This is a genomic window from Sulfitobacter sediminilitoris (assembly GCF_010667575.1).
Lineage (GTDB): Bacteria > Pseudomonadota > Alphaproteobacteria > Rhodobacterales > Rhodobacteraceae > Sulfitobacter > Sulfitobacter sediminilitoris.
This window is the reverse complement of the sequence record NZ_JAABNT010000003.1, coordinates 146607-171942: the sequence shown is the minus strand read 5'-3', so window position 1 is coordinate 171942 and position 25336 is coordinate 146607. Positions and strand designations below refer to the sequence as shown.

Annotated in this window: 23 protein-coding genes; 9 read left to right on the top strand and 14 right to left on the bottom strand. The window is 58.4% G+C overall.

The genetic code is table 11. From position 1 onward, the window contains the following. Window positions 1–86: 86 nt before the first annotated feature. From lpdA to GV827_RS06350, 6 genes are all read right to left on the bottom strand, one after another. On the bottom strand, window positions 87–1481 hold the full coding sequence (gene lpdA / locus GV827_RS06375) for a dihydrolipoyl dehydrogenase (protein ID WP_164352957.1): 1395 nt from the start codon (window positions 1479–1481) through the stop codon (window positions 87–89). A 96-nt stretch (window positions 1482–1577) separates the two neighbouring features. After that, a complete protein-coding gene (locus GV827_RS06370) occupies window positions 1578–1778 on the bottom strand; it encodes a hypothetical protein (protein WP_164352956.1) in 201 nt (66 codons plus the stop codon). Between the two features lie 60 nt (window positions 1779–1838). Further along, a complete protein-coding gene (locus GV827_RS06365) occupies window positions 1839–2426 on the bottom strand; it encodes a DUF924 family protein (protein WP_164352955.1) in 588 nt (195 codons plus the stop codon). Window positions 2427–2529: 103 nt separating this feature from the next. Next, entirely contained in the window at window positions 2530–3789 is a 1260-nt protein-coding gene (locus GV827_RS06360) for an MFS transporter (RefSeq protein WP_164352954.1), read from the bottom strand. An 83-nt stretch (window positions 3790–3872) separates the two neighbouring features. Then, window positions 3873–4937, bottom strand: a complete 1065-nt coding sequence (gene queA, locus GV827_RS06355; RefSeq protein WP_164352953.1) for a tRNA preQ1(34) S-adenosylmethionine ribosyltransferase-isomerase QueA — start codon at window positions 4935–4937, stop codon at window positions 3873–3875. 10 nt (window positions 4938–4947) lie between these two features. Continuing rightward, a complete protein-coding gene (locus GV827_RS06350; protein WP_164352952.1) occupies window positions 4948–8334 on the bottom strand; it encodes a YhdP family protein in 3387 nt (1128 codons plus the stop codon). A gap of 96 nt (window positions 8335–8430) precedes the next feature. Here GV827_RS06350 and GV827_RS06345 point away from each other — a divergent pair, with 96 nt between their 5' ends. The 4 genes from GV827_RS06345 (at window position 8431) to GV827_RS06330 (ending at window position 11742) form a co-directional block, all read left to right on the top strand. Next, window positions 8431–8892: a peroxiredoxin gene (locus GV827_RS06345; RefSeq protein WP_164352951.1), complete on the top strand. Its 462-nt coding sequence runs from the start codon at window positions 8431–8433 to the stop codon at window positions 8890–8892. Then, entirely contained in the window at window positions 8889–9701 is an 813-nt protein-coding gene (locus tag GV827_RS06340; protein WP_164352950.1) for a ferritin-like domain-containing protein, read from the top strand. The genes GV827_RS06345 and GV827_RS06340 overlap by 4 nt, the downstream gene beginning before the upstream one ends. Before the next feature lie 207 nt (window positions 9702–9908). Then, on the top strand, window positions 9909–11237 hold the full coding sequence (locus GV827_RS06335) for a DUF5930 domain-containing protein (RefSeq protein ID WP_164352949.1): 1329 nt from the start codon (window positions 9909–9911) through the stop codon (window positions 11235–11237). Next, window positions 11227–11742, top strand: a complete 516-nt coding sequence (locus GV827_RS06330; RefSeq protein WP_164352948.1) for a bactofilin family protein — start codon at window positions 11227–11229, stop codon at window positions 11740–11742. Before GV827_RS06335 ends, GV827_RS06330 begins: the two co-directional genes overlap by 11 nt. 150 nt (window positions 11743–11892) lie before the next feature. Here GV827_RS06330 and GV827_RS06325 read toward each other — a convergent pair whose 3' ends face one another. Both GV827_RS06325 and GV827_RS06320 read right to left on the bottom strand, forming a co-directional pair. Next, window positions 11893–12450, bottom strand: coding sequence for a peptidylprolyl isomerase (locus GV827_RS06325; protein ID WP_164352947.1), 558 nt, complete (start codon window positions 12448–12450; stop codon window positions 11893–11895). Then, entirely contained in the window at window positions 12443–12949 is a 507-nt protein-coding gene (locus GV827_RS06320) for a peptidylprolyl isomerase (RefSeq protein WP_164352946.1), read from the bottom strand. Before GV827_RS06320 ends, GV827_RS06325 begins: the two co-directional genes overlap by 8 nt. A 126-nt stretch (window positions 12950–13075) precedes the next feature. On the opposite strand from GV827_RS06320, the gene GV827_RS06315 reads away from it, so the two are divergent. The 5 genes from GV827_RS06315 (at window position 13076) to GV827_RS06295 (ending at window position 18639) form a co-directional block, all read left to right on the top strand. Beyond that, on the top strand, window positions 13076–14278 hold the full coding sequence (locus GV827_RS06315) for a phosphoglycerate kinase (protein WP_164352945.1): 1203 nt from the start codon (window positions 13076–13078) through the stop codon (window positions 14276–14278). A gap of 132 nt (window positions 14279–14410) precedes the next feature. Beyond that, a complete protein-coding gene (locus GV827_RS06310; RefSeq protein ID WP_164352944.1) occupies window positions 14411–14710 on the top strand; it encodes an FtsB family cell division protein in 300 nt (99 codons plus the stop codon). 182 nt (window positions 14711–14892) lie between these two features. After that, a complete protein-coding gene (gene pdhA / locus GV827_RS06305; protein WP_164352943.1) occupies window positions 14893–15903 on the top strand; it encodes a pyruvate dehydrogenase (acetyl-transferring) E1 component subunit alpha in 1011 nt (336 codons plus the stop codon). Between the two features lie 3 nt (window positions 15904–15906). Then, window positions 15907–17286, top strand: a complete 1380-nt coding sequence (locus GV827_RS06300; protein WP_164352942.1) for a pyruvate dehydrogenase complex E1 component subunit beta — start codon at window positions 15907–15909, stop codon at window positions 17284–17286. A gap of 12 nt (window positions 17287–17298) precedes the next feature. Beyond that, window positions 17299–18639: a pyruvate dehydrogenase complex dihydrolipoamide acetyltransferase gene (locus GV827_RS06295; protein WP_164352941.1), complete on the top strand. Its 1341-nt coding sequence runs from the start codon at window positions 17299–17301 to the stop codon at window positions 18637–18639. A 79-nt stretch (window positions 18640–18718) separates the two neighbouring features. On the opposite strand, the gene cysE is transcribed toward GV827_RS06295, so the two are convergent. The 6 genes from cysE to fabF form a co-directional block, all read right to left on the bottom strand. After that, window positions 18719–19531, bottom strand: a complete 813-nt coding sequence (gene cysE / locus GV827_RS06290; RefSeq protein WP_164352940.1) for a serine O-acetyltransferase — start codon at window positions 19529–19531, stop codon at window positions 18719–18721. Window positions 19532–19633: 102 nt separating this feature from the next. Then, window positions 19634–19927, bottom strand: coding sequence for a DUF7742 family protein (locus GV827_RS06285; RefSeq protein WP_164352939.1), 294 nt, complete (start codon window positions 19925–19927; stop codon window positions 19634–19636). Next, window positions 19927–22257, bottom strand: a complete 2331-nt coding sequence (locus GV827_RS06280) for a baseplate megatron protein TIM-barrel domain-containing protein (RefSeq protein WP_268895726.1) — start codon at window positions 22255–22257, stop codon at window positions 19927–19929. The genes GV827_RS06285 and GV827_RS06280 overlap by 1 nt, the downstream gene beginning before the upstream one ends. 52 nt (window positions 22258–22309) lie before the next feature. After that, complete coding sequence (locus GV827_RS06275; RefSeq protein ID WP_204325754.1) at window positions 22310–22654, bottom strand: hypothetical protein; 345 nt, start codon at window positions 22652–22654, stop codon at window positions 22310–22312. 234 nt (window positions 22655–22888) lie between these two features. Beyond that, window positions 22889–24073, bottom strand: coding sequence for an endolytic transglycosylase MltG (mltG, locus tag GV827_RS06270; RefSeq protein WP_164352937.1), 1185 nt, complete (start codon window positions 24071–24073; stop codon window positions 22889–22891). Window positions 24074–24076: 3 nt separating this feature from the next. After that, a complete protein-coding gene (gene fabF, locus GV827_RS06265) occupies window positions 24077–25333 on the bottom strand; it encodes a beta-ketoacyl-ACP synthase II (RefSeq protein WP_164352936.1) in 1257 nt (418 codons plus the stop codon). Window positions 25334–25336 lie beyond the last annotated feature (3 nt).

Genomic DNA, 25336 nt, shown 5'->3' with positions numbered 1-25336 from the left:
CATCAAGGGGCTCACAGTGCAACACGCACCAAGCATGTCGTCGCGCCCAAGCCGCGTCCTTTGGATCACGCCTGCCGCGCGACAGATCACATGTGAATGACGCGCCCATATGCATCAAGCACCGCTTCGTGCATCATCTCGCTGAGGGTCGGGTGCGGGAAGACAGTGTTCATCAGGTCTTCTTCGGTCGTCTCCAACTGACGGCCCACGACATAGCCCTGGATCAGTTCGGTCACCTCTGCCCCGACCATATGCGCGCCCAAAAGCTCGCCTGTCTTGGCGTCGAAGATCGTCTTGATCATCCCGCTCTCTTCGCCAAGTGCGATGGCCTTGCCGTTACCGATGAAAGGAAAACGACCGACCTTGATGTCATAACCCAATTCCTTTGCCTTCGCCTCGGTATATCCGACGCTCGCCACCTGCGGGTGGCAATAAGTACAGCCGGCGATTGACTCGGGCTTGACTGGATGGGCGTGTTTGCCCGCGATCAGGTCGGCGACCATGACGCCCTCATGGCTGGCCTTGTGCGCCAACCACGGCGCGCCCGCGATGTCGCCAATGGCATAAAGACCATCAACGCCGGTACGACAGTACTCATCCGTCACAACATGGGTGCGGTCGATCTTGACCCCCAGTTCTTCCAGCCCGAGGTTTTCAACGTTGCCCACGATGCCGACGGCGGAAATCACCGTGTCAAACTCGTGCTTCTCAACCTTGCCGCCCACTTCGATATGCGCGGTCACCTTGTCCTTGGCACGGTCCAGCTGCTTGACCATCGCCTTCTGCATGATTTTCATGCCCTGCTTTTCAAACGCTTTCTTGGCAAAAGCGCTGATCTCGGCGTCCTCAACGGGCAGCACGCGGTCCATCACCTCGACCACGGTCGTATCCGCACCCAAGGTGTTGTAGAAACTGGCGAATTCGATACCGATCGCACCCGATCCGATGACGAGGAGCTTTTTCGGCATATGCGCAGGTTGCAACGCGTGTTTATACGTCCAGACCAACTTGCCATCCGCCTCTAGTCCCGGCAGTTCGCGTGCCCGTGCGCCGGTGGCCAGAATGATGTTTTTGGCTGTCAGTTCTTCGGTGCCCTTATCCGTTTTGACGGATACCTTGCCCTTGGCAGCGATCTTCGCCTCGCCCATGACAACGGTCACCTTGTTCTTTTTCATCAGATGACCAATCCCGCCCGACAACTGGCCGGCCACCTTGCGGGACCGTTTTACCACCGCATCCAGATCGTAGCCTATGCCGTCGGCCTTCAAACCGAATTCCTTGGCACGGTGCATCAGATGGAACACTTCCGACGACCGCAATAGCGCCTTGGTCGGGATGCAGCCCCAGTTCAGGCAGATGCCGCCCAGATGCTCGCGCTCCACAATGGCGACGCTCATGCCAAGCTGCGCGCCCCTGATTGCTGCAACATAGCCGCCCGGCCCCGCCCCGATTACAACCAGATCAAAGGATTTTGCAGCCATGGAATGCACCTCGCGGATGGGCGTTGGAAATTTAGTTTACCATTAAACTACATATCCAGACGCCACAACCACGACGTTGACGCAGATCAAGCTGCATCACTGTCTGTGTTTCTTGATCAGGCCCCAGGCCAAGCCACCCGCGCCAGCCAGCATCAGAAAATATGACACCGGGATTAACCACAGCAACCCTTGCGCTGGTATTGCCGAGGGTGCCGGCCAAATTTGGGTCAGGCTCAAGAGAATGCTGCCGCCCAGAATGACGCCAAGCGAAATGGTCGCGATAATTGCGCTTTTCATAGCGATTTCCTTTCGTCTGTTAACGGAAGAAACGCTGGATCAGTGAAATTCGTTCCCTGCTCAGGCGGCCTTCACGCCAGCTTGAAGCGCGCGCACGGTTGATCCGTATCCGCCGCTGGCAATAAAGTCTTTCTCGCCGGGCGTATCATTGCGCGACAGCGCATCGTTGCGATAGGGAAAACGGCCAAACCGACGAATGACTTCGCGGTGCGCTCTGGCGTGCAGCAAGTTGCTCTCACGAGATTGCGGCATCCGCTCGCACATCAAGCGTACACAACGGTCCTGATCACAGAGGTTTTCCGAATGCATCAAAGGCAGGTAAAAGAACTGCCGCGCAGGTTCATCGATACGCAGGTCCCAACCTCGCTCAATCGCGGATTTGGCCGCAGCCAGTGCGGCGCGGTCGCTCGAGAATGCCTTGCCTTCACCGCGGAACATGTTTCGCGGGAATTCATCCATAAGGATAATATAGGCAAGCGCCCCGGACGGATACGTGAGCCAAAGTGAAAACTTGCCGTCGCAGGCCATTTCCCATGTCTCAAGGAACTTTTCCCGGATGGTGGCATCCAGTTCTTCGCTGGTCTCATACCAGCCCTTCGGGCCAATTTCATCAAGCCAGAATTCGAGAACTTCTTGCGGGCCTGTCATGTTACGTTCCTTTGACCTTTGGCACTCAACCCGTTCAGGTTAAGGGCATTTTTGCGCCCCTGCCCATTCACGTTTTGTATCAAAACCGACATGGTTGCGTGGATCACACACTCTCATCGCTTTCTTGATCGGCTTCTATGGCGATTTCCTGTGCATATTCAACCGCTGTCGCTGTTGCTGTAGGATAGATCGGCACATAGCTGCCGGTTTCGTCAGCAGGCAGCGCGGCACGCTGCGTTGCACGGTAAATTGCGTAAGCCATCAGGACACCGAAAAGCACCGCAGTATAAAGGTAAAAGGCTGGCGGCCCCATGTCTGTGCCCATCATCCAACCAACGACAACCGGGCCCATCACTGCCCCAAGACCGTTGATGAAAATCAGTCCGCTTGACGCCGCAGCCATGTCTTCATGCTCAAGAAAATCATTCGTGTGAGCGATAAGCAGCGAATACAGCGGGTTGAGCATACCCCCAAGGATAAAGGCCGAAACCAACAGAAGGTTGAAATCAGCGCCCAGGAAGAACCCCAGCATCGAGGCCATGACACCGACAAAGCAAACCGCGATCACCAGTTGACGCCGATCGATCCGGTCCGAGAGCCATCCGATTGGATATTGCAGAATGATCGCGCCGACAAAAAAGGACGAAACGAAGATCGAAATCTGCGCCACGCTCAACCCCGCCTCGGCCCCATAGACCGACGACATGCCAAACTGAGCGGCGAAAATACCGCCCACAATCGCCATACCGACCGAGCCGAGAGGCGAGAAATTCACAAGCTCCTTAAGGCTCATCGGTTTGGTCGTATCAAAAGCTGGCGTTGGTGTGATCGACAACAAGATGGGCGTGATCGCGACGCTGACCAACACCGAAGGAATGACAAAGAGCACAAAACCCGAAGGATCCGCGGTCAGCAGCAGCGCCTGCGCGATCACGATTCCGAGTGTCTGCACAATCATATAAAGCGACAGCGCCTGCCCCCGGTTCGAGTTGTCCGCCGCGTTGTTGAGCCAGCTTTCCGCGACCACGTACACGGCAGAAAAGCAAAACCCGATCAACACGCGACCAAACGACCAGACAATGATGTTGGGGAATGTCGGATAAAGGATCATCACAGCGGAAATCAGCGATGCCAGTGCCGCGAAAACGCGCACGTGACCGACGCGCCGGATCATTCCAGGCGCAAGACGAGAGCCACCCAGAAAGCCCACGAAATAGGCCGACATGACGATCGACATCTCAAACGTCGAGAAGTCTTCGATGGCCCCCCGGATACCCAGCAGCGTACCCTGCATGCCGTTGCCGACCATCAAAAGGCCCATGCCGAGCAAAAGCGCCCACGCGCTTGAAAGTACCTGAATCATGATCGTGGCTCCTTGGCTCGGCTGACCCCTGCCTGAACCTCTTGGTTCGGGACGTCAGGCCCTTGAGCGACATTTGTGCGCGTTCAGTGAGAGTTTTGCGACATAGGTATTAAAAGAGAGGCATCGCCGTAGGAAAAAAAGCGATATTCATGCACAATGGCATGTGCGTAGATCTTCTTGATCCGGTCGGCCCCCATCAGGGCGGACACGAGCATCATCAAGGTAGACTTGGGCAAATGGAAGTTGGTCATCAGCGCATCGGCGACTTTGAAGTCGAAGCCCGGCGTGATGAAGATGTCCGTATCGCCTTCCCACGGTTTGATGCTTCCCTCGCGGCCCGCTGTCTCGATCAGGCGCAATGCCGTCGTGCCGACAGGGATCACCCGCCCGCCTGACGCCTTGGTGGCCGCGATTTCTGACGCCGCGGTTTCGCTGACCGATCCCCATTCCGCATGCATCTTGTGGTCTGAGATATCATCCACCTTGACCGGCAGGAACGTCCCCGCCCCGACGTGCAGTGTCACGTAGGTGAACGTCACCCCCTTGTCGGCCAGCGCCTTGAGAAGGGGTTCATCAAAGTGCAACGATGCCGTGGGGGCCGCGACGGCCCCTTTGTTCTTGGCCCAAACAGTCTGGTAGTCGGTCTTGTCCTGGGCGTCGGCAGGGCGTTTGGCAGCGATGTAGGGCGGCAAGGGCATGGCGCCTGCCGCGTTCAGCGCCGCATCGAAATCATCCCCTGTACAATTGAAGCGCAAATGCCCCTGCCCTTCGTTCGTCCCTTCCAGCGTTGCGGAAAGCGCATCGCTAAAGACCACCACTTCGCCGATTTTCACCTTCCGCAGAGGTTTGATCAGCGCTGCCCAGGTTCCGTCTCCGCGCGGTTCTAGCAATGTGACCTCGATCTTCGCGGTGACCGCGCCCTGCGCACTGTCACGATTTCGCACGCCAAAAAGGCGGGCAGGAATCACACGGGTGTCATTCAGCACCAGCCGGTCAACGGGGCGCAGCCAGTCCACCAGATCTGTGACATGCTGGTCGTGAATGGTATCACCTTCGGCCACGAGCAACCGGGCCGATGAACGCGGCACCGCAGGCCGCGTCGCTATCAGCCGTTCGGGCAGATTAAAATCAAAATCAGAGAGCTTCATGGGCCGCGCTTTAGCGTCCCTCATAGGTGCGAGCAACGGGTCTTTTTGGCTTGGGCGCGGCTTGGGGCACAGTGCTTTCCTTGACCCCGTCCACTTCGGGCAATTCCGGCGGAGGTGCGCGGAAAATCTCGCGGAACATCGCCGGAGTGAGTGCGGACAGAGGGTTGACCCCGACTTTCGGCTCTTTCGCTGACCCTCTCAGCGTGTAGTTGAATCCGATCAACCCTTCGCCCTTGCGGGTCAGGATCGAGCCGATGGCATTGAGCAGATAGACCGGGCTGATCACCCCTTGCATCCTGATCTGGCCCGTGTCGAGCGCATAGGTCCCATCCATCGAGAGGCCCATGGACGCCCCCACAGCGCTTGCCTCGGTTAACGTTAGTTGATTTGGGGTCAGGCGAAAAATTGCTTCAACGTCATCAAAATAGATGCCGTCGCCGTTCAACTCATTGATCAGCCCGACGACAGAAACGGCATTCAGCAGCGCCGCAATGCCCGGTGCATCGCGGATGGTCACACCTTCTACTGTCAGACGTCCGTCAAAGGCACCGCCCGACCCAATCGGCAGCAGGACAAGGGCAAGGTCACCGCCCACAACCTGCCGCAGCAGCCCCGCGGCACGCAGCACGTCACCCGCATCAGAAGATATCAACCGAACGGCACTGCGCCCGTCTTGTGGCACGACCCGACCCTGCACAGCGGCCGCGCCGTTCAACTGCGCGTCAAAGCTTCCATCAAGGCCGGCTGCGGTGTCAAAGCGCCCCCGCATATTCGTCAGAGCGATGGTGTCGGTGATTTGCAACCTGTCCAGCGCGACCTCCATCGGTGGGGCGCCGGTCGTCGGTGGCCCTTTGCCGAATTCGGCGCGGCGCAGGTCCAGACGCCCCCCGCGCAGAACAACCTGAAGCGGACGGCCCGCCCCCCTACCGACAAGATCTAGCGGGACATTCAGCCAATTGCCCACCTCAACACGGTCAAAGCGCACGCGCTCAAGTGTGCGGTCGTCGTTGAGACGCACTGAACCAGAGGCGCTTAACCCCGGTCCAGATATCTCTAGCGTGTCGATTTGCGGCACCGCGCCAAAGCTTCCCGCGACCCGGAGTTGGCCGGTCTGACGAGCGGATTTTGACCATGAGACCTGCGGGACTGAGACACGAATCCCTCTCAAATCAGAGCGCAGGTCAAAGGCAGGGGGCGCCCCGCGTGCAAGCGTGACCTCCATCTCGGCCTGTCCCTCTCCGGCAACGGAACCAGAAGGCAGGGTCACCCCAAAGGTTTGCAGCGCCGTTTCAGACAGGGTGATCTGGCCCAGCAGAGTTCCGGGGGCCGCACCCGGACCGAGCGGCTGATTGAGCGTCATGTCAAAGGGAACATTATCAATCGTCCCTGACCCCTTTAGTTCAAGCAGGTCATTTTGTGCGGCAAGTTGCAAACGGTCTGCCACAATCTGACGGTCCTTTACCAACACATCGGATGTCAGCGAAAGCAGATCGCCTTCTGCGTGAAAATCAACCTTGGGCTTGGTACCCGGTTCCAAGGCCATCGCCAACGTTGCTGACATCACCGCCTTGCCGTCCGCCAGTGCAACTGGCAGTTTGGCTTTGTCCATGACAGAGAGTGGCGGCATGTTTAGCAGCGACAGGGCTGATACAATGCTGGACCGCGCCTGCAGGCGCACAACGGCTGGCGTGCCTTCCTTGGCGGTGACATCCGGGATGATAAAAGAAGACCCTGTCATCGAAATTGGTCCGCCTTCGGGCGGTGTGACCTTGCCTGCATCAAGCGAGACCACCATGCGGTTTTCGGCCAGGCTGAAATGCCCCCGCCCCTCGGTGACCAGTGGCAGCGTTTTGGAATAGCGCACGGTGGCCTTATCATAGTCAAAGGCAAGGTAGGTTTGGGGTGCCCTGTCAGGCGCGCGGCGCAGGGCTACGTCTATGCTGTGGATCTCGCCCGCCTTCAGGTTCTCATCCAGCCAGCGCCGGGTGTTTGTGGCCGCGCGTTCCGGCCAAAGCGCCAGCAACCTGTCAGGGGCCAGCGCATCCATCCGTCCGTCCAGTGCCAGCCGCCATCCTTCGGGATCGGCAACCACCTCTCCGTTCACCAGCAGTGTCTGGCCCTGATCGCTGATCTGCCCCCGGCCAAGAGTGACCCGGAAAGGGTCAAGTTGGAGACGGAAGTCCACATCCGCAGACGCGATCTTGATGGGTTCATGATACAGTTCGCTTGGATTGGCTGCGAGGTTCTCAAGCCTGATCTGCCCAACAAGATCGCGCAGCCTTCGATCATCGGGATCGATACCAAGGACCGCGGTCCCGGTGGCCTGTCCGGCAATCCACTTGCTGCGGACGGACAATTCATCGAACCGCAAGAGTTTTTCTGCCGGGTCATAGCTGAAATAGCTACGCGCCCCGTCAAAAGGAATCGGAGACGTGCCGGGGTTGGGCTGAACTGCGCCAGCGCCGATTTGAAGCGTGGCGGCAATCGGCTCAAACCGGCCATCCGATTTCAAGCCAGAGCGGACAGACCCGGAGATGGGCGCCTGCAAAACACCAAGCCAGGCGAATGCTGGCCCCTGTGCCGCAATGTCACCGGCAGGCAGATCGTCAAAGGTCACACCGAAATCAGCAGCGGTCTCCCCGATCTGACTGGTGTAGTTCGCGGAAAGCGTGGCGACGCCCGACCCACCGCTGAGGACGGCAAGGTCAGCCCCAAGGGTCAGGTCCGTGCCGTTCCGGGTCAGCCGCAAACGGCCCCCGTCCACCGTCCATGCGCGTTCAGAACTCACGTCTTCGAAGCGCAGGGTCAGCGCACGCAAATCAATATTCCGCAAGGCGCCCAAAGCAGGACTGGTCAACACCTCGTCCAGTTGTCCGATCAATTCAGGCAGGGTTGCCGCCTCCCGCTGGGGGGCAAGGCCGCTGGCCCCGGTCTGCAGCGACACACGGCCATCGCTCTCTCGCTTCAATCGGGCCACGATGCCGGACAAGGCAATCTCGCGGGGTTGAATTTGCCGTTGCGCCAGCGCGCGCGTCGAAAACGTCGCCTGCACTTCGTTGAAACTGATGATCTCGCCGCCCGACGCGGCACGCACGGCTACTTCCCTGAGGCGCATGCGGGGCCGCCAGCCCTCATCCATGACAAAGCTCATCTCGCCAAAGCTAACGCGTGCCTGCGGCAGCACTTCGGCGAGGCGGTCTTCGATCATGGATTGCGCCCATTCGGGTGCGGTCAGCGGATTGCGCTTGAGATAGAAAACCGACCCACCCGCCAACAGGACCGCGACCGTGGTCATGGCAAGGACCGCGTTCAGCGTCCACATCACGCTTTTGCCCAGAACCCGCCTGCGGGTTTTGGCGGTTGGTTTTTCGGGCCGGGATGCCGGGGCTTTGTTCATTATCGGTCCGGTTGCGTTTCAGGGTCTTGGCGCTGGCCCTTACCGGGCTAATATGTCAGGCCACAAACCAGCTTCCAAGTGAAAGAGACGTGAACCATGCCAGATACCTCTGATCCTGCACCAGACTTTACCTTGCCCGTGACCGGCGGCGGCGATGTTACGCTGAGCAAATTGAAAGGCACGCCCGTTGTGTTGTTTTTCTATCCGCGCGATGACACGCCGGGCTGCACCAAGGAAAGTATCGGCTTTTCGGAAAGCCTTCGCGATTTTGAAGCGGTCGGCGCAAAGGTCTTTGGCATTTCACGCGATACTATGGCCAAGCACGACAAATTCACCGCCAAACATGACCTGACGGTGCCGCTTTTGTCTGACGAAGAAGGCACGGTGACAGAGGCGTATGGCGTCTGGGTCGAAAAGAACATGTACGGCAAAAAATCCATGGGGATCGAGCGTGCAACATATCTCATCGACGCCGATGGCAAGATCGCGCAGGTCTGGCGCAAAGTGAAGGTGCCGGGGCACGTCGAAGCGGTGCTTGAGGCGGTGCGCGCCCTGTGATCCCGCTTGCAGAAATGGCCGAGGCGGTGCTGCGTTGCGCTGATGGGCGCGAAAAGACCGCGCTGTCGCGGCGTTTCGCAGCCCAGTGGCAGGCGGCCCGCGCGGCAGGCGAGACCCCAGCGATTGGCCGGGCGGACCCACCGCTTCATCCTGCCCGCCCCGCAGCCCCCGAGTTGTTGAGCCCACGCGACGTGCCGCGTCGCCGCCCGGGCACGCCTGAGGGGCGCATCGCGCTGCTGCATGCTGTCGCGCATATCGAGCTGAATGCCGTTGATCTGCATTGGGATGTGATCGCCCGCTATACAGATACGCCTATGCCGATGGGCTTTTATGATGATTGGGTAAAGGCCGCCGATGAGGAATCGAAGCACTTCAATCTGATGTGTGATTGCCTTGAAGAGTTGGGCAGTTTCTACGGCGCCCTGCCCGCGCACGCAGGCATGTGGCGGGCGGCAGAGGATACGGTGGACGACCTGATGGGGCGGCTTGCTGTCGTGCCCATGGTTCTTGAGGCACGCGGTCTGGACGTGACACCGGGCATGATCAAGATCTTCAAACAAGCCAAGGCCGACAGCGCCGTGGCCGCGCTTGAGACGATCTATGCCGAGGAAGTTGCGCATGTCGCTTACGGCAGCAAATGGTTCCACTTCCTGTGTGGCAGATACGATGAAGACCCCAAAGAACGCTTTCACGCTCTGGTTCGGCATTACTTCCACGGTGACCTGAAACCACCATTCAACGAGGAAAAACGTGCCGAGGCCGGCATTCCGCCGGATTTTTACTGGCCGCTTGCGGCGCAATCCCGCTAAATCCACGCGAATTGGTTGTAGCGTGAACCACGCAACCCAAGGCATTGGTATCGGCGGATTTTTGCCCATCCGCGTTATTCTGCCGTTTTAACGGAGAGGCACCGGTCAACGGACTTGCCCGCTTGAACCCGCTTAGGTAAGGAAACCTAACCAAAATGTGCCGGTAGACAGGGTACAAGTAACGGGACGGTTAAAGAGGTAGACGACGTGCGCACAAGGCTCGCCATCAAAATCCATGCAGTTTTGGAACATTATTTCCCGGAACGCCGCGTCTTTCTCAAATCTGACACAGATACTCGTTTCATCCGTCTGCGGCCCGGAACGCAGATTATTGCATTTGCAGGCAGTGCTGCACTCGTGGCCTGGGCCATTGTCGCAACGGCAATCATCCTTATGGACAGTATTGGGTCGGGCAATTTCCGCGAACAAGCCAAACGGGACCAACGCACATATCAGGCGCGTCTCAATGATCTGTCCGCCCAACGCGATCAGCGCGCTGAAGAAGCGCTTGCCGCGCAGGAACGTTTTAATGCCGCGCTGACACAGATTTCTATTATGCAGTCCGAGCTCTTGCAGTCCGAGACCCGGCGCCGCGAGCTTGAGACAGGGATCGACGTTATCCAGAATACCCTGCGTGCCACGATGAAAGACCGCGAAACCGCGCGCCGGCAACTGGCGACGCTGCAAGGTGAAATTGAGAATGGTGGCGGTGGCGTAATCCAGACCGCGGCCAGTTCAGCCCCGCTTGGATTTCTGGCTGAAGCGCTGGAGCGTACAGCGAAGGAACGTGACCAGGTCGTCGCAGATGCGCAGGACGCCCTGCTTGAAGCGGACAGGATGAGCCAGGAAATCGCCTTGATGCGCGACCAGAACGACGCCATCTTCCGCCAGCTCGAAGAAGCAATGACCGTTTCGGTTGCTCCGCTGGACAAGATGTTCCGGAACGCAGGTATGCCAACGGACCGTATTCTTGAAACCGTGCGCCGCGGCTATTCCGGGCAAGGTGGGCCCCTTGCCCCGCTTAGCTTTTCCACACGTGGTGAGGAACCCAGCGTTGATACGATGCGCGCCAACCGTTTGCTGAACCAGATGGACCGGCTCAATCTGTACCGCATCGCCGCCGAGAAAGCGCCATTTGCGAATCCTGTCAAAAACGCCTTCCGCTTTACGTCGAAGTTCGGCTATCGCCGCGACCCGAAAACAGGCGGTCGGCGGATGCATTCCGGTGTTGATTTCGCGGCCGGGCTTGGCACACCACTCTACGCGACAGCGGACGGTGTTGTGGTGCATGCAGGCTGGCAATCAGGATATGGTAGGCTTGTCAAAATTCAGCATGAATTCGGCATCGAAACCCGCTACGCCCACTTGTCAAAACTTCGCGTGAAAGTCGGACAAAGGGTATCGCGCGGTCAGAGAATCGGTGATATGGGAGCCTCTGGACGCGTAACCGGCGTACATCTGCATTACGAAGTGCGTGTAGGTGGCAAGGCCGTGAACCCGATGATCTATATCAAGGCAGCAAACGATGTTTTCTAAAAGCAAAATCAACGATCCCGCCCCAAACAAAGATTCAGAGGCCGCCGCCAAGCCTGCGACACCCGCCTCCTCCGCACCTCAGACCAGCACGCCTTCTTCACCCAGTGAGTTCAAGGCTTCTGCGCCGAAAGCGAAGCCACCAGCCTCGCTTTTGTCGGCGGATCTGCACGTTACGGGCAACATGAAAACAACTGGCGATATTCAGGTTGAAGGTACGGTAGAGGGCGACATCCGCGCGCATCTGCTGACCATCGGCGAGTCCGCCACGATCAAAGGCGAAGTGATTGCGGATGACGTTGTCATCAACGGCCGTATCGTGGGTCGCGTGCGCGGGCTGAAAGTGCGGCTGACCTCAACCGCGCGGGTCGAGGGTGACATCATCCACAAGACCATCGCTATCGAGAGCGGCGCACACTTCGAAGGCTCCGTACAGCGTCAGGACGATCCATTGAACCCCGGCGCGAAATCTGCACCGGCAGCCAAGGCAAATCCGGCAGCCGAGTAAGCGCTGCTCAAATCCAATTCGGAAAAGGCATCGCCACATCGTGGCGGTGCCTTTTTCATTGGCAGCGACAAACCATCTGTCAGGCAACAAGAAAGGGCGCGTTTTCCAACGCGCCCTTTTCGAATTTCGCTCATGCCTTGATCGGCGGAATTATTCCGTCACGGTGACAGATTTCATCACGTCAGGTTGACCAACAACAGCGCCGTTCCCGCCCGTCCCCAGCTTGATGCTGTCCACGACTTCCTGTCCCTCGGTGACTTTTCCGACAACCGTGTACTGGCCATTCAGGAAATATCCGGCATCAAACATAATAAAGAACTGGCTGTTGGCAGAGTCTGGGTTCTGCGAACGAGCCATACCCACGACACCTTTGTCAAAAGGAATGTCTGAGAATTCCGCAGGCACGTCGGGCAAGTTTGAGCCGCCCATGCCAGCGCGGCGCATGTCTGCACCTTCCTTGCCAAACTCAACGTCGCCGGTCTGTGCCATAAAGCCTTCGATCACGCGGTGAAACACCACACCATCGTAGGCGCCCTGCTCGGCCAGCGTTGTGATGCGCTCAACGTGCTGCGGGGCGACATCCTCGAACAGGTCGATCTTGACCGTACCGTTGGCCTCACCTGCAACTTCGATCTCAAGACCGCTGGCAGCGGCGGATGATCCGACGAGAACGGCGAAAAGACCGCCTGCGATGAACGCCTTACGCATCGGCAGCGACCTTGACGCTGATCATGCGATCCGGCTCGGCAGGCGGCTCGCCGCGGGTGATAGCGTCGACATGCTCCATCCCTTCGATAACCTGACCATAGACAGTGTATTGTCCGTTCAGGAAATCATTGTCTTTGAAGTTGATGAAAAACTGGCTGTTCGCGCTGTCAGGATTGGCCGACCGTGCCGCGCCCAAAGACCCGCGCGCATGCGGTACCTTGGAAAATTCCGCAGGTACGTTGTCCAGATCGGACCCACCTGTACCAGCCATGCGCAGGTTAAATCCGTCTTCCATGTTGCCATGCTCCACATCGCCGGTCTGTGCCATGAAACCGTCGATAACCCTGTGGAATGCCACGTTGTCGTATTTGCCAGCGCGGGCCAGCTCCTTCATGCGCTCAACATGCTTTGGTGCGACGTCGGGTAGCAGTTGGATTGTGACGGTACCACCTTTGAGTTCCATCAGGATGGTGTTTTCAGGGTCTTTAATCTCGGCCATGCCGTGCTCCTTTGAACTTGATTTGCCTCTACCTAGGGGGGATGGGCGCAATTGCCAAGCGCGTGCATTGACCATTCGGGCCAGAAAGGCAAAACACCCATCGAACAGATCGGGAAAGGACGCGGGATGAGCTGGAAAACGCTGGACGACATGAATCTTGAGGGCAAGCGGGTGCTGGTCCGGGTGGATATCAATGTCCCTGTCGAGAATGGCCGCGTTACCGACGCAACACGGATCGAGCGAATTGTGCCCACGGTTCGCGACATTATCGCCAAAGGTGGCAAGCCCATGTTGCTGGCGCATTTCGGACGGCCCAAGGGCAAGGTAAACTTAGACATGAGCCTTGGACAGGTGTTGCCCGCGCTGCGGGATGCTTTGGACCTGAAGGTGGTGCTGGTCGAAACACTTGAAGGCGCGGAAAACCTGACCGCAGAGGCAGAGGCCGCCGATGTGATCCTGCTGGAGAATATCCGTTTCTATCCCGGCGAAGAAAGCAATGACCCTGATTTCGCAGCGCGCCTTGCGGGCCTGGGCGATGTCTACTGCAATGACGCCTTTTCCGCCGCACACCGCGCACATGCGTCAACCGAAGGAATCGCGAGGCTGATGCCATCCTGTGCAGGCCGCTTGATGGAGGCGGAACTGAGCGCGCTTGAAGCCGCTTTGGCCAAGCCTGAGCGCCCAGTCGGTGCTGTCGTGGGTGGCGCCAAGGTTTCCACCAAGATCGCGCTCCTAGAGAACCTCGTGAACCGCCTCGATACGCTGGTGATCGGCGGCGGCATGGCGAACACCTTTCTGGGCGCGCTGGGTGCTGACCTTGGCGCGTCACTTTCAGAACCCGACTTTTTTGATACCGCCCACGATATTCTCGCACAGGCTGAGAAGGCTGGCTGTCGCGTTATTCTGCCCGAAGACGGGCTTGTCGCCAGGGAATTCGCGGCAGGGACAGCGCATGACGTAAAACGTCTTGGCCCTAATACCAAGCTGGAAGCTGACGAGATGGTTTTGGATGCAGGTCCCGCCAGCATCGAAACGGTCAGCAAGGCCTTCGAGGGGTTGAAAACACTGATCTGGAACGGTCCCATGGGCGCGTTTGAAATCGCCCCCTTTGATACCGCCACAGTGGCGGCTGCCCGCATTGCCGCGCAGCGCACCAAAGACGGCGCGCTGATCTCGGTCGCTGGCGGGGGTGATACGGTTGCCGCGCTTAACAAGGCCGGTGTGGCCGAAGACTTTTCGTATATTTCGACAGCCGGCGGCGCGTTTCTTGAATGGATGGAGGGCAAGACACTGCCCGGCGTCGCTGCCTTGGAGGGCGTGCCACTCTGAACCTGCGGATTTGTCACGCGGGATCAGAAATCCTTAAAAAGATGGCTTTTAACCCGATTTGGGATTCACAGAGCGAATCACCTGTGTCATAGTCTTGTCACGTCCACCAAGAGACGATCTGAGGCAGACCAGATGACCCGCACCGCACGCCCCGCCTTTGGCACATTGCTGTTTTTTGCAATCGCCTTCGCGCTAAGCCTGTATTTCACCTTTGCCGCCGTACAGGGTGATTTTGGGCTGTTTCGCCGGGCTGAGATTGTCGCGGAAAGCCAGCAACTGCGCAGTCAGTTGGCCGAAGTCCGCACAGAAGTTGCCCGGATGGAAAACCTGACCAAGCGCATGTCGGATGATTATCTTGACCTTGACCTGCTTGATGAACAGGTGCGGCGTGTTTTGGGTATGGTTCGCGCAGACGAAATCGTCATCCGCTGAGGCAGGATTGTTTTGGGACACCTGTTCCAGATCGATGTTTCATATCAAAAGCTGCGCTAGTCTCCTTCGCACGACGCTGGTTTCTGTTTGCCCCTACCCTTTGGTCAACGAATCCGATAATAGATAGTTTAACACTAAACTATCTTGTGCACGTAACGACGCGCTGACGGAGGACACGCCCCATGGCGGCAAAGAAGACCACCAAGAAACCCAACGTCTCGGCCGATGAGCTGAAGGCTTATTACAAGGACATGCTGCTGATCCGACGGTTTGAGGAAAAAGCAGGTCAGCTATATGGTATGGGGCTGATTGGCGGTTTCTGCCACCTGTACATCGGACAGGAAGCTGTTGTTGTGGGCCTTGAGGCGGCAGCCGAAGAAGGCGACAAGCGCATCACCTCCTATCGCGATCACGGCCACATGCTGGCTTGTGGCATGGACCCCAATGGCGTGATGGCCGAGCTCACGGGCCGCGAGGGCGGTTATTCCAAGGGCAAAGGCGGCTCCATGCACATGTTCTCGAAAGAGAAGCATTTCTACGGTGGCCACGGGATCGTCGCCGCACAGGTGCCGCTGGGTGCAGGTCTGGCCTTTGCAGACAAATACAAGGAAAACGGTCGCGTTACCTTCACCTACTTCGGTGACGGGGCGGCGAACCAGGGTCAGGTGTACGAGACATTCAATATGGCCGCCCTGTGGCAGCTGCCCTGCATCTTCGTGATCGAGAACAACCAATACGCCATGGGCACGTCCCAGCAACGCTCTACCTCCTCGGCTGAGATCTGGGAGCGTGGCAAAGCGTTCGGCATTCCCGGCGAAGCAGTCGATGGCATGGACGTTCTCGCCGTGAAGGCTGCAGGCGAAACGGCGGTCGCGCACTGCCGCTCGGGCAAGGGCCCCTACATTCTAGAGATCAAAACCTACCGCTACCGCGGCCATTCGATGTCCGATCCGGCCAAGTACCGGACCCGCGAGGAAGTCCAGAAGATGCGCGATGAACGTGACCCCATCGAAGCAGTGCGCAACATGCTGTTGCAGGGCAAGCACGCGACCGAGGATGACCTGAAGGCCATCGACAAGGACATCAAGAAAATCGTTAACGAAAGCGCAGATTTCGCCAAGGACAGCCCCGAGCCCAGTTTGGATGAGCTCTGGACCGATATCTACGCAACCGAAGTACCGCAGGAGGCCTGATTGATGGCGACCGAAATTCTCATGCCCGCTCTCTCGCCAACAATGGAAGAAGGCACGCTTGCCAAATGGCTGGTCAAGGAAGGCGATACCGTCAATTCCGGTGACATCATGGCCGAGATTGAAACCGACAAGGCGACGATGGAGTTCGAAGCCGTAGACGAAGGCATCGTCGGCAAGATCCTCATCGAGGAAGGTACCGAAGGCGTCAAGGTGAACACGCCTATCGCGATCTTGCTGGAGGAAGGCGAAGATGCCTCCGACATCGAGACCGCCAAATCCGAGCCTGCCTCCGCTCCCGTCCCCGCCGACAAGGAGCAATCCTCAGAGACCGCCCCGGCAGCCGCGATGGAGCACCCGGAACCCAAGGTGGACACCTCGCCCGACTGGCCCGAGGGCACCACGCTCAAGCAACAGACGGTCCGCGAGGCCCTGCGCGACGGCATGGCCGAGGAAATGCGCCGCGACGAGAATGTTTTCGTCATGGGCGAAGAGGTGGCTGAATACCAAGGTGCCTACAAGATCACCCAAGGCATGCTTGATGAGTTTGGCCCCAAGCGCGTGATTGACACCCCCATCACCGAACACGGGTTTGCGGGCATCGGTGTGGGTGCTGCTTTTGGCGGTCTGCGCCCCATCGTGGAGTTCATGACCTTCAACTTCGCGATGCAGGCGATTGACCACATCATCAACTCGGCGGCCAAGACGCTTTATATGTCGGGCGGTCAGATGGGCGCGCCAATGGTTTTCCGTGGCCCCAACGGTGCTGCCGCCCGCGTCGGTGCACAGCACTCTCAGGATTACGCCGCGTGGTACATGCAGATCCCCGGTCTAAAGGTTGCGATGCCGTACTCTGCGTCCGACTACAAAGGTCTGATGAAAACGGCGATCCGCGACCCGAACCCGGTCATCTTCCTTGAGAACGAAATCCTTTACGGCAGGTCATTCGACGTACCAGACCTTGACGATTACACCGTTCCATTCGGCAAGGCACGCACATGGCGCGAAGGCGAGGATGTCACAATCGTGAGCTTTGGCATCGGGATGAGCTATGCGCTTCAAGCCGCTGAAAAGCTGGCAGAAGAGGGTATCAGCGCCGAGGTTATCGATCTGCGCACGATCCGTCCAATGGACACGGGTGCCATCATCAAATCGGTGATGAAGACCAATCGTCTGGTCACGGTTGAGGAAGGCTGGCCGCAAGGGTCGGTTGGCAACTACATCTCGTCCGTGGTGATGCAGGAGGCGTTCGATTACCTCGACGCGCCTGTGATCAACTGCACGGGCAAGGATGTTCCGATGCCCTACGCGGCGAACCTTGAAAAACATGCGCTTGTGACCACTGATGAGGTCATCGAAGCTGTGAAAAAAGTCACCTATAAGTAAGGAGCGGACAAGATGCCCACAGAAATCCTCATGCCCGCCCTCTCGCCCACCATGGAAGAAGGCACACTGGCCAAATGGCTGGTCAAAGAAGGCGATACCGTCAGTTCCGGCGATGTGATGTGCGAGATCGAGACCGACAAGGCGACCATGGAGTTCGAAGCCGTGGACGAAGGTGTCATTGGCAAAATCCTGATCCAAGAAGGCACCGAAGGGGTCAAGGTCAACTCTCCCATTGCAGTGCTGCTGGAAGACGGTGAAAGCGCTGACGACATTGGTGATGTCAGCGCGCCCAAAGAACCAGCGTCCTCAAACGCGGCGCCCGCAGAGGCCTCCGACAAAACTGCCCCTGCGGCCGGATATGGTCGCGGCGAGACAGAGGCATCGCCCGCTCCCGCTGCCCCACAGGGTGCAGATGGAAAGCGCATTTTTGCCTCCCCCCTCGCCCGTCGCATAGCGGCGGACAAGGGCTTGGACCTCAGCCAGATCAAAGGCTCCGGGCCCAGAGGGCGGATCGTGAAAGCTGATGTCGAGGGGCTGAGCAAGTCGGACACGCCTGCAAAGGCCGCAGAGGCCACCGCAACGAGCGAAGCGCCAAAGGCAGCCGCGCCGGCAGTGGCTGCTGGACCGTCCACCGATGCCGTGCTCAAGATGTACGAAGGTCGCGACTACGAAGAGATCAAGCTTGATGGTATGCGCAAGACCATCGCCGGCCGCCTGACCGAAGCCAAGCAGACCATCCCGCATTTCTACCTGCGCCGCGACATCCATCTGGATGCGCTGATGGCCTTCCGTTCCCAGTTGAATAAGCAGCTGGAGCCGCGCGGCGTGAAATTGTCGGTGAATGATTTCATCATCAAGGCCTGTGCCTTGGCGCTACAGCAGGTGCCCGAGGCCAATGCCGTCTGGGCAGGCGACCGGATGCTTAAATTGACCCCATCGGATGTGGCCGTCGCCGTCGCGATCGAAGGAGGTCTGTTCACACCGGTCCTGAAGGACGCGGAGATGAAATCGCTTTCCGCGCTATCAGCCGAGATGAAAGACCTCGCGACCCGCGCCCGCGACCGCAAACTTGCGCCGCATGAATATCAGGGCGGTAGCTTTGCCATCTCGAATCTGGGGATGTTCGGCATCGACAATTTCGACGCAGTGATCAATCCGCCGCACGGCGCAATCCTTGCCGTTGGCGCAGGGGTCAAGAAACCGGTTGTGAACGCCGAGGGAGAAATCAGCGTCGCCACTGTGATGTCAGTGACATTGTCGGTCGATCACCGGGTAATCGACGGCGCGCTAGGCGCTCAGTTGCTTTCCGCGATCAAGGACAACCTTGAAGCACCGATGACGATGCTCGCCTGACGGACGTTTTGCGGCAAAGCTTAATCCAATAAAAAAGGCCGGGATTTTCCCGGCCTTTTCTTTCAATTCAACTTTAGGACTATTCTTTCCAAGGCCCAAGCATGTGGTTCATCGAGATTGCTGGCTGCTCACAGCCCGCCTCTCCAACAATGCGCGCCGGAATACCAGCCACCGTCTTGCACGGCGGCACTTCCTCCAACACGACGGAGCCTGCAGCGATGCGGCTGCAGTGTCCCACCCGAATGTTACCCAGCACCTTGGCGCCCGCACCGATCAGCACACCGTCCTCAATTTTGGGATGCCGATCCTCTTCTTCCTTGCCGGTACCGCCCAGAGTAACCGAATGCAGCATCGACACGTTATCGCCGACTACAGCCGTTTCACCGATGACGATGGAATGCGCGTGGTCGATCATGATCCCTTTGCCAATGACAGCTCCGGGATGAATATCGACGCCAAAAATCTCGCTCACCCGCATCTGGACGAAGTAAGCCAGATCCTGACGCCCATGCACCCAGAGATGATGCGCCACACGGTAGGCCTGCACAGCCTGATAGCCTTTGAAATAGAGGATCGGTTGCAGAAACCTGTGGCAGGCCGGATCACGCTCATAAATCGCGACAAGGTCAGCACGCGCCGCTTCTACCAAAGAGGGGTTGTCCGCATAGGCTTCTTCCACCATCTCCCGCACGACGACCATCGACATCTCGTTTGACGCAAGCTTGGCCGCGATCCGATAAGACAGAGCTTTTTCGATCGATTTGTGATGCAGGATACAGGCATGCACAAAGCCGCCGATCAGCGGTTCATCCTGCACAGCCTGTTCGGCTTCCCTCTGAATACGGTCCCAAACCGGATCAACCGTAGCGATTTTTCTGCGAAGTTCAGCCATATCCACGTCCTTTGCTGTGCACGTCCTAGCCTATCTAGGGCCTTTGTGCCAAACGCAAAGCCGTGATGCAGCATATTTCTGCTATCGATGTGTCAGCAAAACTTACATGTGAAAACTGCGGGGCCGATGGCTGAGATGCAACAAGACAAGTGCCAGACATGCGCAGTACTCTGGATCATCAAGTGGCACCTCAAACGCCAAGGGTCTGCGAGATGCCGCGTCAGACAAAGTTCCATTGCCCCATACCGGATGCACTTTACCCAATCTTTGCGTAAATCGATCCGCCCACTCCGCTTCGCGCAGCATCATCCGACAAAGCTCCTCCCTCCCTCTGCGGGGGGCAAACAACAATGCTCTTGCGGCAGCAGTAAGATCGCTGTGAAAGACCGGTCTCACTACTCAGCAATTCGAACAGTTTGAAAAGGTCCGGTCCCATATGTTGCTGATACTTGCGCCACTGCTACGTCGAACGGGCTCGCAAGGTTATCACTCGCCTGCATCGCTGCGGAGTAGTGAAACGAGGGATGCGCCACCATCTCCTCACGCAAGACGGCGCCATTCTGCATCACGCGCACAACGTAGCTTTCGCTTTCTTCGCCCAAAGGAACTTCTGGCGTTTCCCATCCATCACCATCAATCCGGGTTCGCCTGATCCAGTCCAATTCATAGTCGCCGGTAGCCGTTTCCCGAAAGCGCAAATGACACGGCACATAAGGCCGCAACCCATTTCCATCAAACGCCACTATCCTGTGACGATACGATGGGTCGTCATATCCCCGGCGAGCCGGTCCTATCCGAAAATTCTGCGCGACCCGGCGCAAATTCGGGCTCAAATCAAGCTGCGATGGCGTGCCGTCCAGCAGGACGAATGAAGACCCGCTGGGCCAGCTGCCCGGCATCAACCCATCTGACCCCGCCTGACCCCGCAACCGCGTCTTCAACCAATAGGTACGCGGCGCGACCAGTTCCGCTTCGGCAAACTGGAACACCTCCCATTTGTCATAACTGCCGTCGCCGATTGCAGCCATGTTGGCCCCACTCAGAAGTGCCTCTTCACTGACAGACGACAAGCTGCCACTGACCAGCTCAACCTCAAGAACATCTCCTCGGTCGATGACGCCGGCGCGAGCCGCGGGCAAACTGGTGCGCGTTATCCCCACGGTCGAACGCGTGCCAATGACCTTACTTAATTCATAGTTTGCATCCGTACTGGACTGAAACACCGCAACCGGCCCCGGCCAGGGTTGCGCTGTTGCAGCTAGATGTGGCGCATGCGGAACTTCATCCCCACGCAAAAGCGGCAAATCCATGAAGTGGGACAGCACCGGCACCGGGGCCACAAATAGTCTTGCCTGAACTACTTCATCGTAAATATCAGCGAGGTCATAGACCTGCGGCTCAATCCTCACCCCTTCGAGCAGTTGAACGTCTGACTGCTCAACGCGGTCGATCCGGTATAAGGCCGGGCCTTCGTTGGCATCCCCCGGCAATTCAAAAACATCCCCCGCGCCCAGCGCGATTTGTGACGGAGGCAAGGCCAGTCGCACAGTATCACGCGCAACCCGCGCCTCTGTCAGCCACCGCTCGGCAATTTGACGTCCCTCTCCGCGAGTGAGGGCGATATTAACCTCTGAGCCCGACACCGCATGTGTTGCCTCATCGGCCAACACAGCTTCTTCTGCAATGACGTCAAAGTCCGCGTCGGCCTGCACAAACCGCAATCTCATACGCCCAGACACTTCGGCATCTGCCTCGCGAACCTGCTCTGCGGTGCCGTCAAGCTCTGATGTCACGGCAAGCCTTTCAGGATCCAGCGTCACTGCTTTGACCCCATCGCGCATGCGAAACTGCAGCACCCCGTCACGCTCAATCGCGTCAAATCCATATCGGATCATCAAGGGCTGCAAAGCCGCGCGCGCGTCCGTCACCTGTTCTACAGCATAGCCGCGAACATACCCATAAAGCCCTTCAGTTCTGAAATTGACCAAGCCGGCTCGCCTGCAAATCTCGCCGACAACCGATGCAAGCGACCGCCCCGCTGTGCGCCCGTTGATCCAATGGCCACGGGTATAGTTGTCCCCATCACTCCACTTGGTCACGTTGTTGGGAAAAAACGGATAAGGCCGTGTGTCAAAGGCCCAGACGAACGCACGGCTCATGTCCAGCATCCGACCATCGTACTCCGGTGAAAGAGGATTGTGCCCAGGATCGTTCCAATACTCGGACATCGCCCGGAGATACTGCAACTGCATCAGCTCATCGCGCGCACCGGTCGAGTAATAAGGCAGCCTGCTTTCAGAGCTCTTCCAGTCGAGGAACTTGTTGGGCTGATTTGTTCCCTTGTTGACTGCAGCGCATCCATATTCATCCACCCACGCGGCGTCAAACTGGGGCCCCCGAAGCCCCTCAGGATCATGCGCGGTGTGAATGGTCGCAATCGACCCATTCGGCCAGACCAGACGTTTGCGCCCAGACTCCCAAACAGGCCGTCGATCCTCCGGAGAGCACGCCAGCACACCACTGTCACCGAACACCATCACCTCGCGGACCTGTTCAATCGTCTCTCCCACCAGTGCCACGCGCGTGCAGGCTCCCGGATCAAGCGGCTTCGCGCCTTCAACCATTGATCGAACCCACTCGGCCCCAGCGCGTGTCTTGCCCGCACCGCGACCTCCCAGCACAACCCACGTCCGCCACGACCCCTCCGGCGGCAACTGATGGTCCATCGCCCAGAAATCGAATAAGTAAGGAAGAGCCAGCAGCTCTCCCTCATCCAACTCATTCAGGAACTGCTCTTGGACGGCCGCATCGGCGGAGGCGATCCAGCTTGCACCCGATCTCAACCCGCGCTCTGTCCAGATCAAGGGCATATCCCCCTTGTGCGACTCCAGCTTGCTTGCTCTTGCACTCATTGAGATAAATCTCCGCTTTGACATATTGCCCAACCAGATCGCGCAGCCTCTGCACGACCTTCTTGGCGTCGGTTTCCGTTGTCGTCTCTCCGGACTGAGCTTGTTCGATCATGTCCTCGATCTCGCGCCTAAGGGCGGTGATCTGATCACTCAGGGTATCAAGGATCTCCTGCCCCCGTTGTGTGTCTTGCTCTTGGGTCACGGTCATCATTGACTCATACCTTTCGTATGGTCCCCCGACCGACCAGGCATGAAAAAAGCGGCATCCGGGATCATTCCCGAAGCCGCTCGCCCACGTCCTCTAGCATGTCAAAATGTATACTTCAGACCGTGCGAAAAGTCAAGAAAAAGAGGGTTAACAAAACCCTATAACACCGTGCGATCATTCATGAATTTATGGTAAACACCTGTCCCCGCGGGGACAGACGACCTTTATCCAATGAAATCAATTCCCACCGGTTGATGCGTTCCCCGCCGCCTCTGCACCGCGCTCCGCTTCGATCTGTCGCCAGCGCGCGACGTTCTCGTTGTGCTCCGCCAAGGTCACGGCAAAGGCGTGCCCTCCGGTACCATCGGCCACAAAGAAAATATAATCGGTCTCGTCCGGCTGCGCTGCTGCCATCAGGCTTGCACGCCCCGGATTGGCAATGGGCGTGGGCGGCAGTCCGGCAATGACATAGGTGTTCCACGGTGTCTCAGCCCGCAACTCTGACCGCCGAAGGCCGCGACCCAGCACACCCTGACCCTTGGTGATCCCGTAAATAACAGTGGGGTCCGTCTGCAGCCGCATGCCTTGGTTCAACCGGTTCACGAAAACGCTGGCCACCTGCCCGCGCTCTTCAGCCACTCCGGTCTCTTTTTCAACAATGGAGGCCAGCGTCAGCAAATCCTCCGGGCTCTTGATCGGCAGATCAGGATCACGCGCTTCCCACGCCTCGGCAACCAGACGTTCCTGCGCTTCGCGCATCCGGGCAATCACTGCCGCCCGGTCGTCTCCCGGCCGCACCTCATAGCTGTCCGGTGCCAGCGCCCCCTCGGGTGGCACGTCGCCCGCATCACCTTCCAGCACATCCATCGCTTTCAGCGATTCAACCACCTGCCAGCTGGTCACTCCCTCGGCCAGCGCAATACGGTACCGCGTATCGGCCTGCTGCTTCTTTTCCGCGTAAATCGCGGGCGTTTCGTCTTCGCCCGGCTGGAACTCAGCCCGTTCAACAAAACGACTTGTCGCCGGATCCAACTCGCGAACCTGTACCGACACCCGGTTCACCCCAATGCGGTACACAACTTCGGTGCCGCATGTGCTGGCCCCGCCCCGCGTGATCGTATCCACGATCTCGGACATCGACGAACCCGGCTGCACCAGAAAGCTGCCCGCCTTCAACGCTTGTGTCTTGTCCTCGTAATCCGCCCCGATCCGAAAGATCGTCGCCGAACTCACCGCGCCCTGATCCGCCAGATCACTTGAGACCCGCCGCATGTTTGAGCCGGGCTTGACCTGTAAACATATCGCCTGATCCAGCGGCCCCTCAGCGGTGTACTGGTTCTGTCCCCACAGGATCACTCCGCCCAGCATGAACAGCGCCACAACCAGAAAAGTCACCGCGTTCGAGGCAATATGCCGCCACATCGCTTATACCTTTCCGAACAGAACGCTCGCGTTGGTCCCGCCAAAGCCGAAAGAGTTGCTCAGCGCGACGTTGATCTCGCGCTTCACAGCCTTGTTCGGGGCCAGATCAATGGCTGTCTCAACAGCCGGGTTGTCCAGATTGATCGTGGGCGGCGCCACCTGATCGCGTATCGCCAGGATCGAGAAAATCGCCTCAATCGCGCCAGCCGCGCCCAGAAGGTGGCCCGTGGCTGATTTCGTCGACGACATCGTCACCTTGCCCGCGTGCTCGCCCATCATGCGTTCCACGGCGCCCAGTTCTATGACATCCGCCATGGTCGAGGTGCCATGCGCGTTGATGTAATCGATGTCCTTGGGCTCCTTGCCGGCATTTCGCAGCGCGTTGCGCATCGACCGCTCACCGCCCTCACCATCCTCGGACGGTGCCGTGATGTGATAGGCATCCCCGGACAAGCCATAGCCAATCACCTCGGCATAAATCTTCGCGCCGCGCGCCTTGGCGTGCTCGTATTCCTCCAGAACTACAATGCCCGCGCCTTCACCCATCACGAAGCCGTCGCGATCAGCGTCGTAAGGACGAGACGCTTTCTGAGGATCATCGGCCCGCTTGGTGCTCAACGCCTTACAGGCGTTGAACCCGGCAATACCAATCTCGCAAATAGCCGCCTCAGCGCCACCTGCAATCATCACATCTGCGTCCCCATGCTGGATCAAGCGCGAGGCGTCACCAATCGCATGTGCGCCGGTTGAACAGGCCGTTACAACCGAATGGTTTGGCCCGCGGAAGCCGTAGCGGATCGACACCTGACCTGAGATCAGGTTGATCAACGCGCCTGGCACAAAGAACGGGCTCACCCGGCGGGGGCCCTTTTCCTTCATCATGATCGCCGTGTTTGCGATTGAGTTCAGACCGCCGATACCGGACCCGATCAGAACACCTGTCCGCTCAAGGCTTTCACGGTCCTCGGGCATCCAGCCCGCGTCTTCGACCGCCTGCTGCGCCGCCGCCATGCCGAAAAGGATAAAGGTATCTACCTTGCGCTGTTCTTTCGGCTCCATGTACTTGGCCGCATCAAAAGTGCCGTCCGACCCGTCCCCAAGGGGCACTTCACACGCGTATTGCGTCACCAGATTGCTGGCATCAAACCCGGTGATTGGCCCTGCACCGGATTGCCCGTCCAGAATACGGCTCCAGCTTTCCTCGACTCCGTCCGCAAGGGGTGTCACCAACCCCAAACCTGTCACGACCACTCTGCGCATGAA

Excerpts from the sequence above, each read along its gene's own strand:
- lpdA (WP_164352957.1), bottom strand. The coding sequence starts at position 1,481 with ATGGCTGCAAAATCCTTTGATCTGGTTGTAATCGGGGCGGGGCCGGGC.
- GV827_RS06370 (WP_164352956.1), bottom strand. The coding sequence starts at position 1,778 with ATGAAAAGCGCAATTATCGCGACCATTTCGCTTGGCGTCATTCTGGGC.
- GV827_RS06365 (WP_164352955.1), bottom strand. The coding sequence starts at position 2,426 with ATGACAGGCCCGCAAGAAGTTCTCGAATTCTGGCTTGATGAAATTGGC.
- GV827_RS06360 (WP_164352954.1), bottom strand. The coding sequence starts at position 3,789 with ATGATTCAGGTACTTTCAAGCGCGTGGGCGCTTTTGCTCGGCATGGGC.
- queA (WP_164352953.1), bottom strand. The coding sequence starts at position 4,937 with ATGAAGCTCTCTGATTTTGATTTTAATCTGCCCGAACGGCTGATAGCG.
- GV827_RS06350 (WP_164352952.1), bottom strand. The coding sequence starts at position 8,334 with ATGAACAAAGCCCCGGCATCCCGGCCCGAAAAACCAACCGCCAAAACC.
- GV827_RS06345 (WP_164352951.1), top strand. The coding sequence starts at position 8,431 with ATGCCAGATACCTCTGATCCTGCACCAGACTTTACCTTGCCCGTGACC.
- GV827_RS06330 (WP_164352948.1), top strand. The coding sequence starts at position 11,227 with ATGTTTTCTAAAAGCAAAATCAACGATCCCGCCCCAAACAAAGATTCA.
- GV827_RS06325 (WP_164352947.1), bottom strand. The coding sequence starts at position 12,450 with ATGCGTAAGGCGTTCATCGCAGGCGGTCTTTTCGCCGTTCTCGTCGGA.
- GV827_RS06320 (WP_164352946.1), bottom strand. The coding sequence starts at position 12,949 with ATGGCCGAGATTAAAGACCCTGAAAACACCATCCTGATGGAACTCAAA.
- GV827_RS06315 (WP_164352945.1), top strand. The coding sequence starts at position 13,076 with ATGAGCTGGAAAACGCTGGACGACATGAATCTTGAGGGCAAGCGGGTG.
- GV827_RS06310 (WP_164352944.1), top strand. The coding sequence starts at position 14,411 with ATGACCCGCACCGCACGCCCCGCCTTTGGCACATTGCTGTTTTTTGCA.
- pdhA (WP_164352943.1), top strand. The coding sequence starts at position 14,893 with ATGGCGGCAAAGAAGACCACCAAGAAACCCAACGTCTCGGCCGATGAG.
- GV827_RS06300 (WP_164352942.1), top strand. The coding sequence starts at position 15,907 with ATGGCGACCGAAATTCTCATGCCCGCTCTCTCGCCAACAATGGAAGAA.
- GV827_RS06295 (WP_164352941.1), top strand. The coding sequence starts at position 17,299 with ATGCCCACAGAAATCCTCATGCCCGCCCTCTCGCCCACCATGGAAGAA.
- cysE (WP_164352940.1), bottom strand. The coding sequence starts at position 19,531 with ATGGCTGAACTTCGCAGAAAAATCGCTACGGTTGATCCGGTTTGGGAC.
- GV827_RS06280 (WP_268895726.1), bottom strand. The coding sequence starts at position 22,257 with ATGGACCATCAGTTGCCGCCGGAGGGGTCGTGGCGGACGTGGGTTGTG.
- GV827_RS06275 (WP_204325754.1), bottom strand. The coding sequence starts at position 22,654 with ATGATGACCGTGACCCAAGAGCAAGACACACAACGGGGGCAGGAGATC.
- mltG (WP_164352937.1), bottom strand. The coding sequence starts at position 24,073 with ATGTGGCGGCATATTGCCTCGAACGCGGTGACTTTTCTGGTTGTGGCG.
- fabF (WP_164352936.1), bottom strand. The coding sequence starts at position 25,333 with ATGCGCAGAGTGGTCGTGACAGGTTTGGGGTTGGTGACACCCCTTGCG.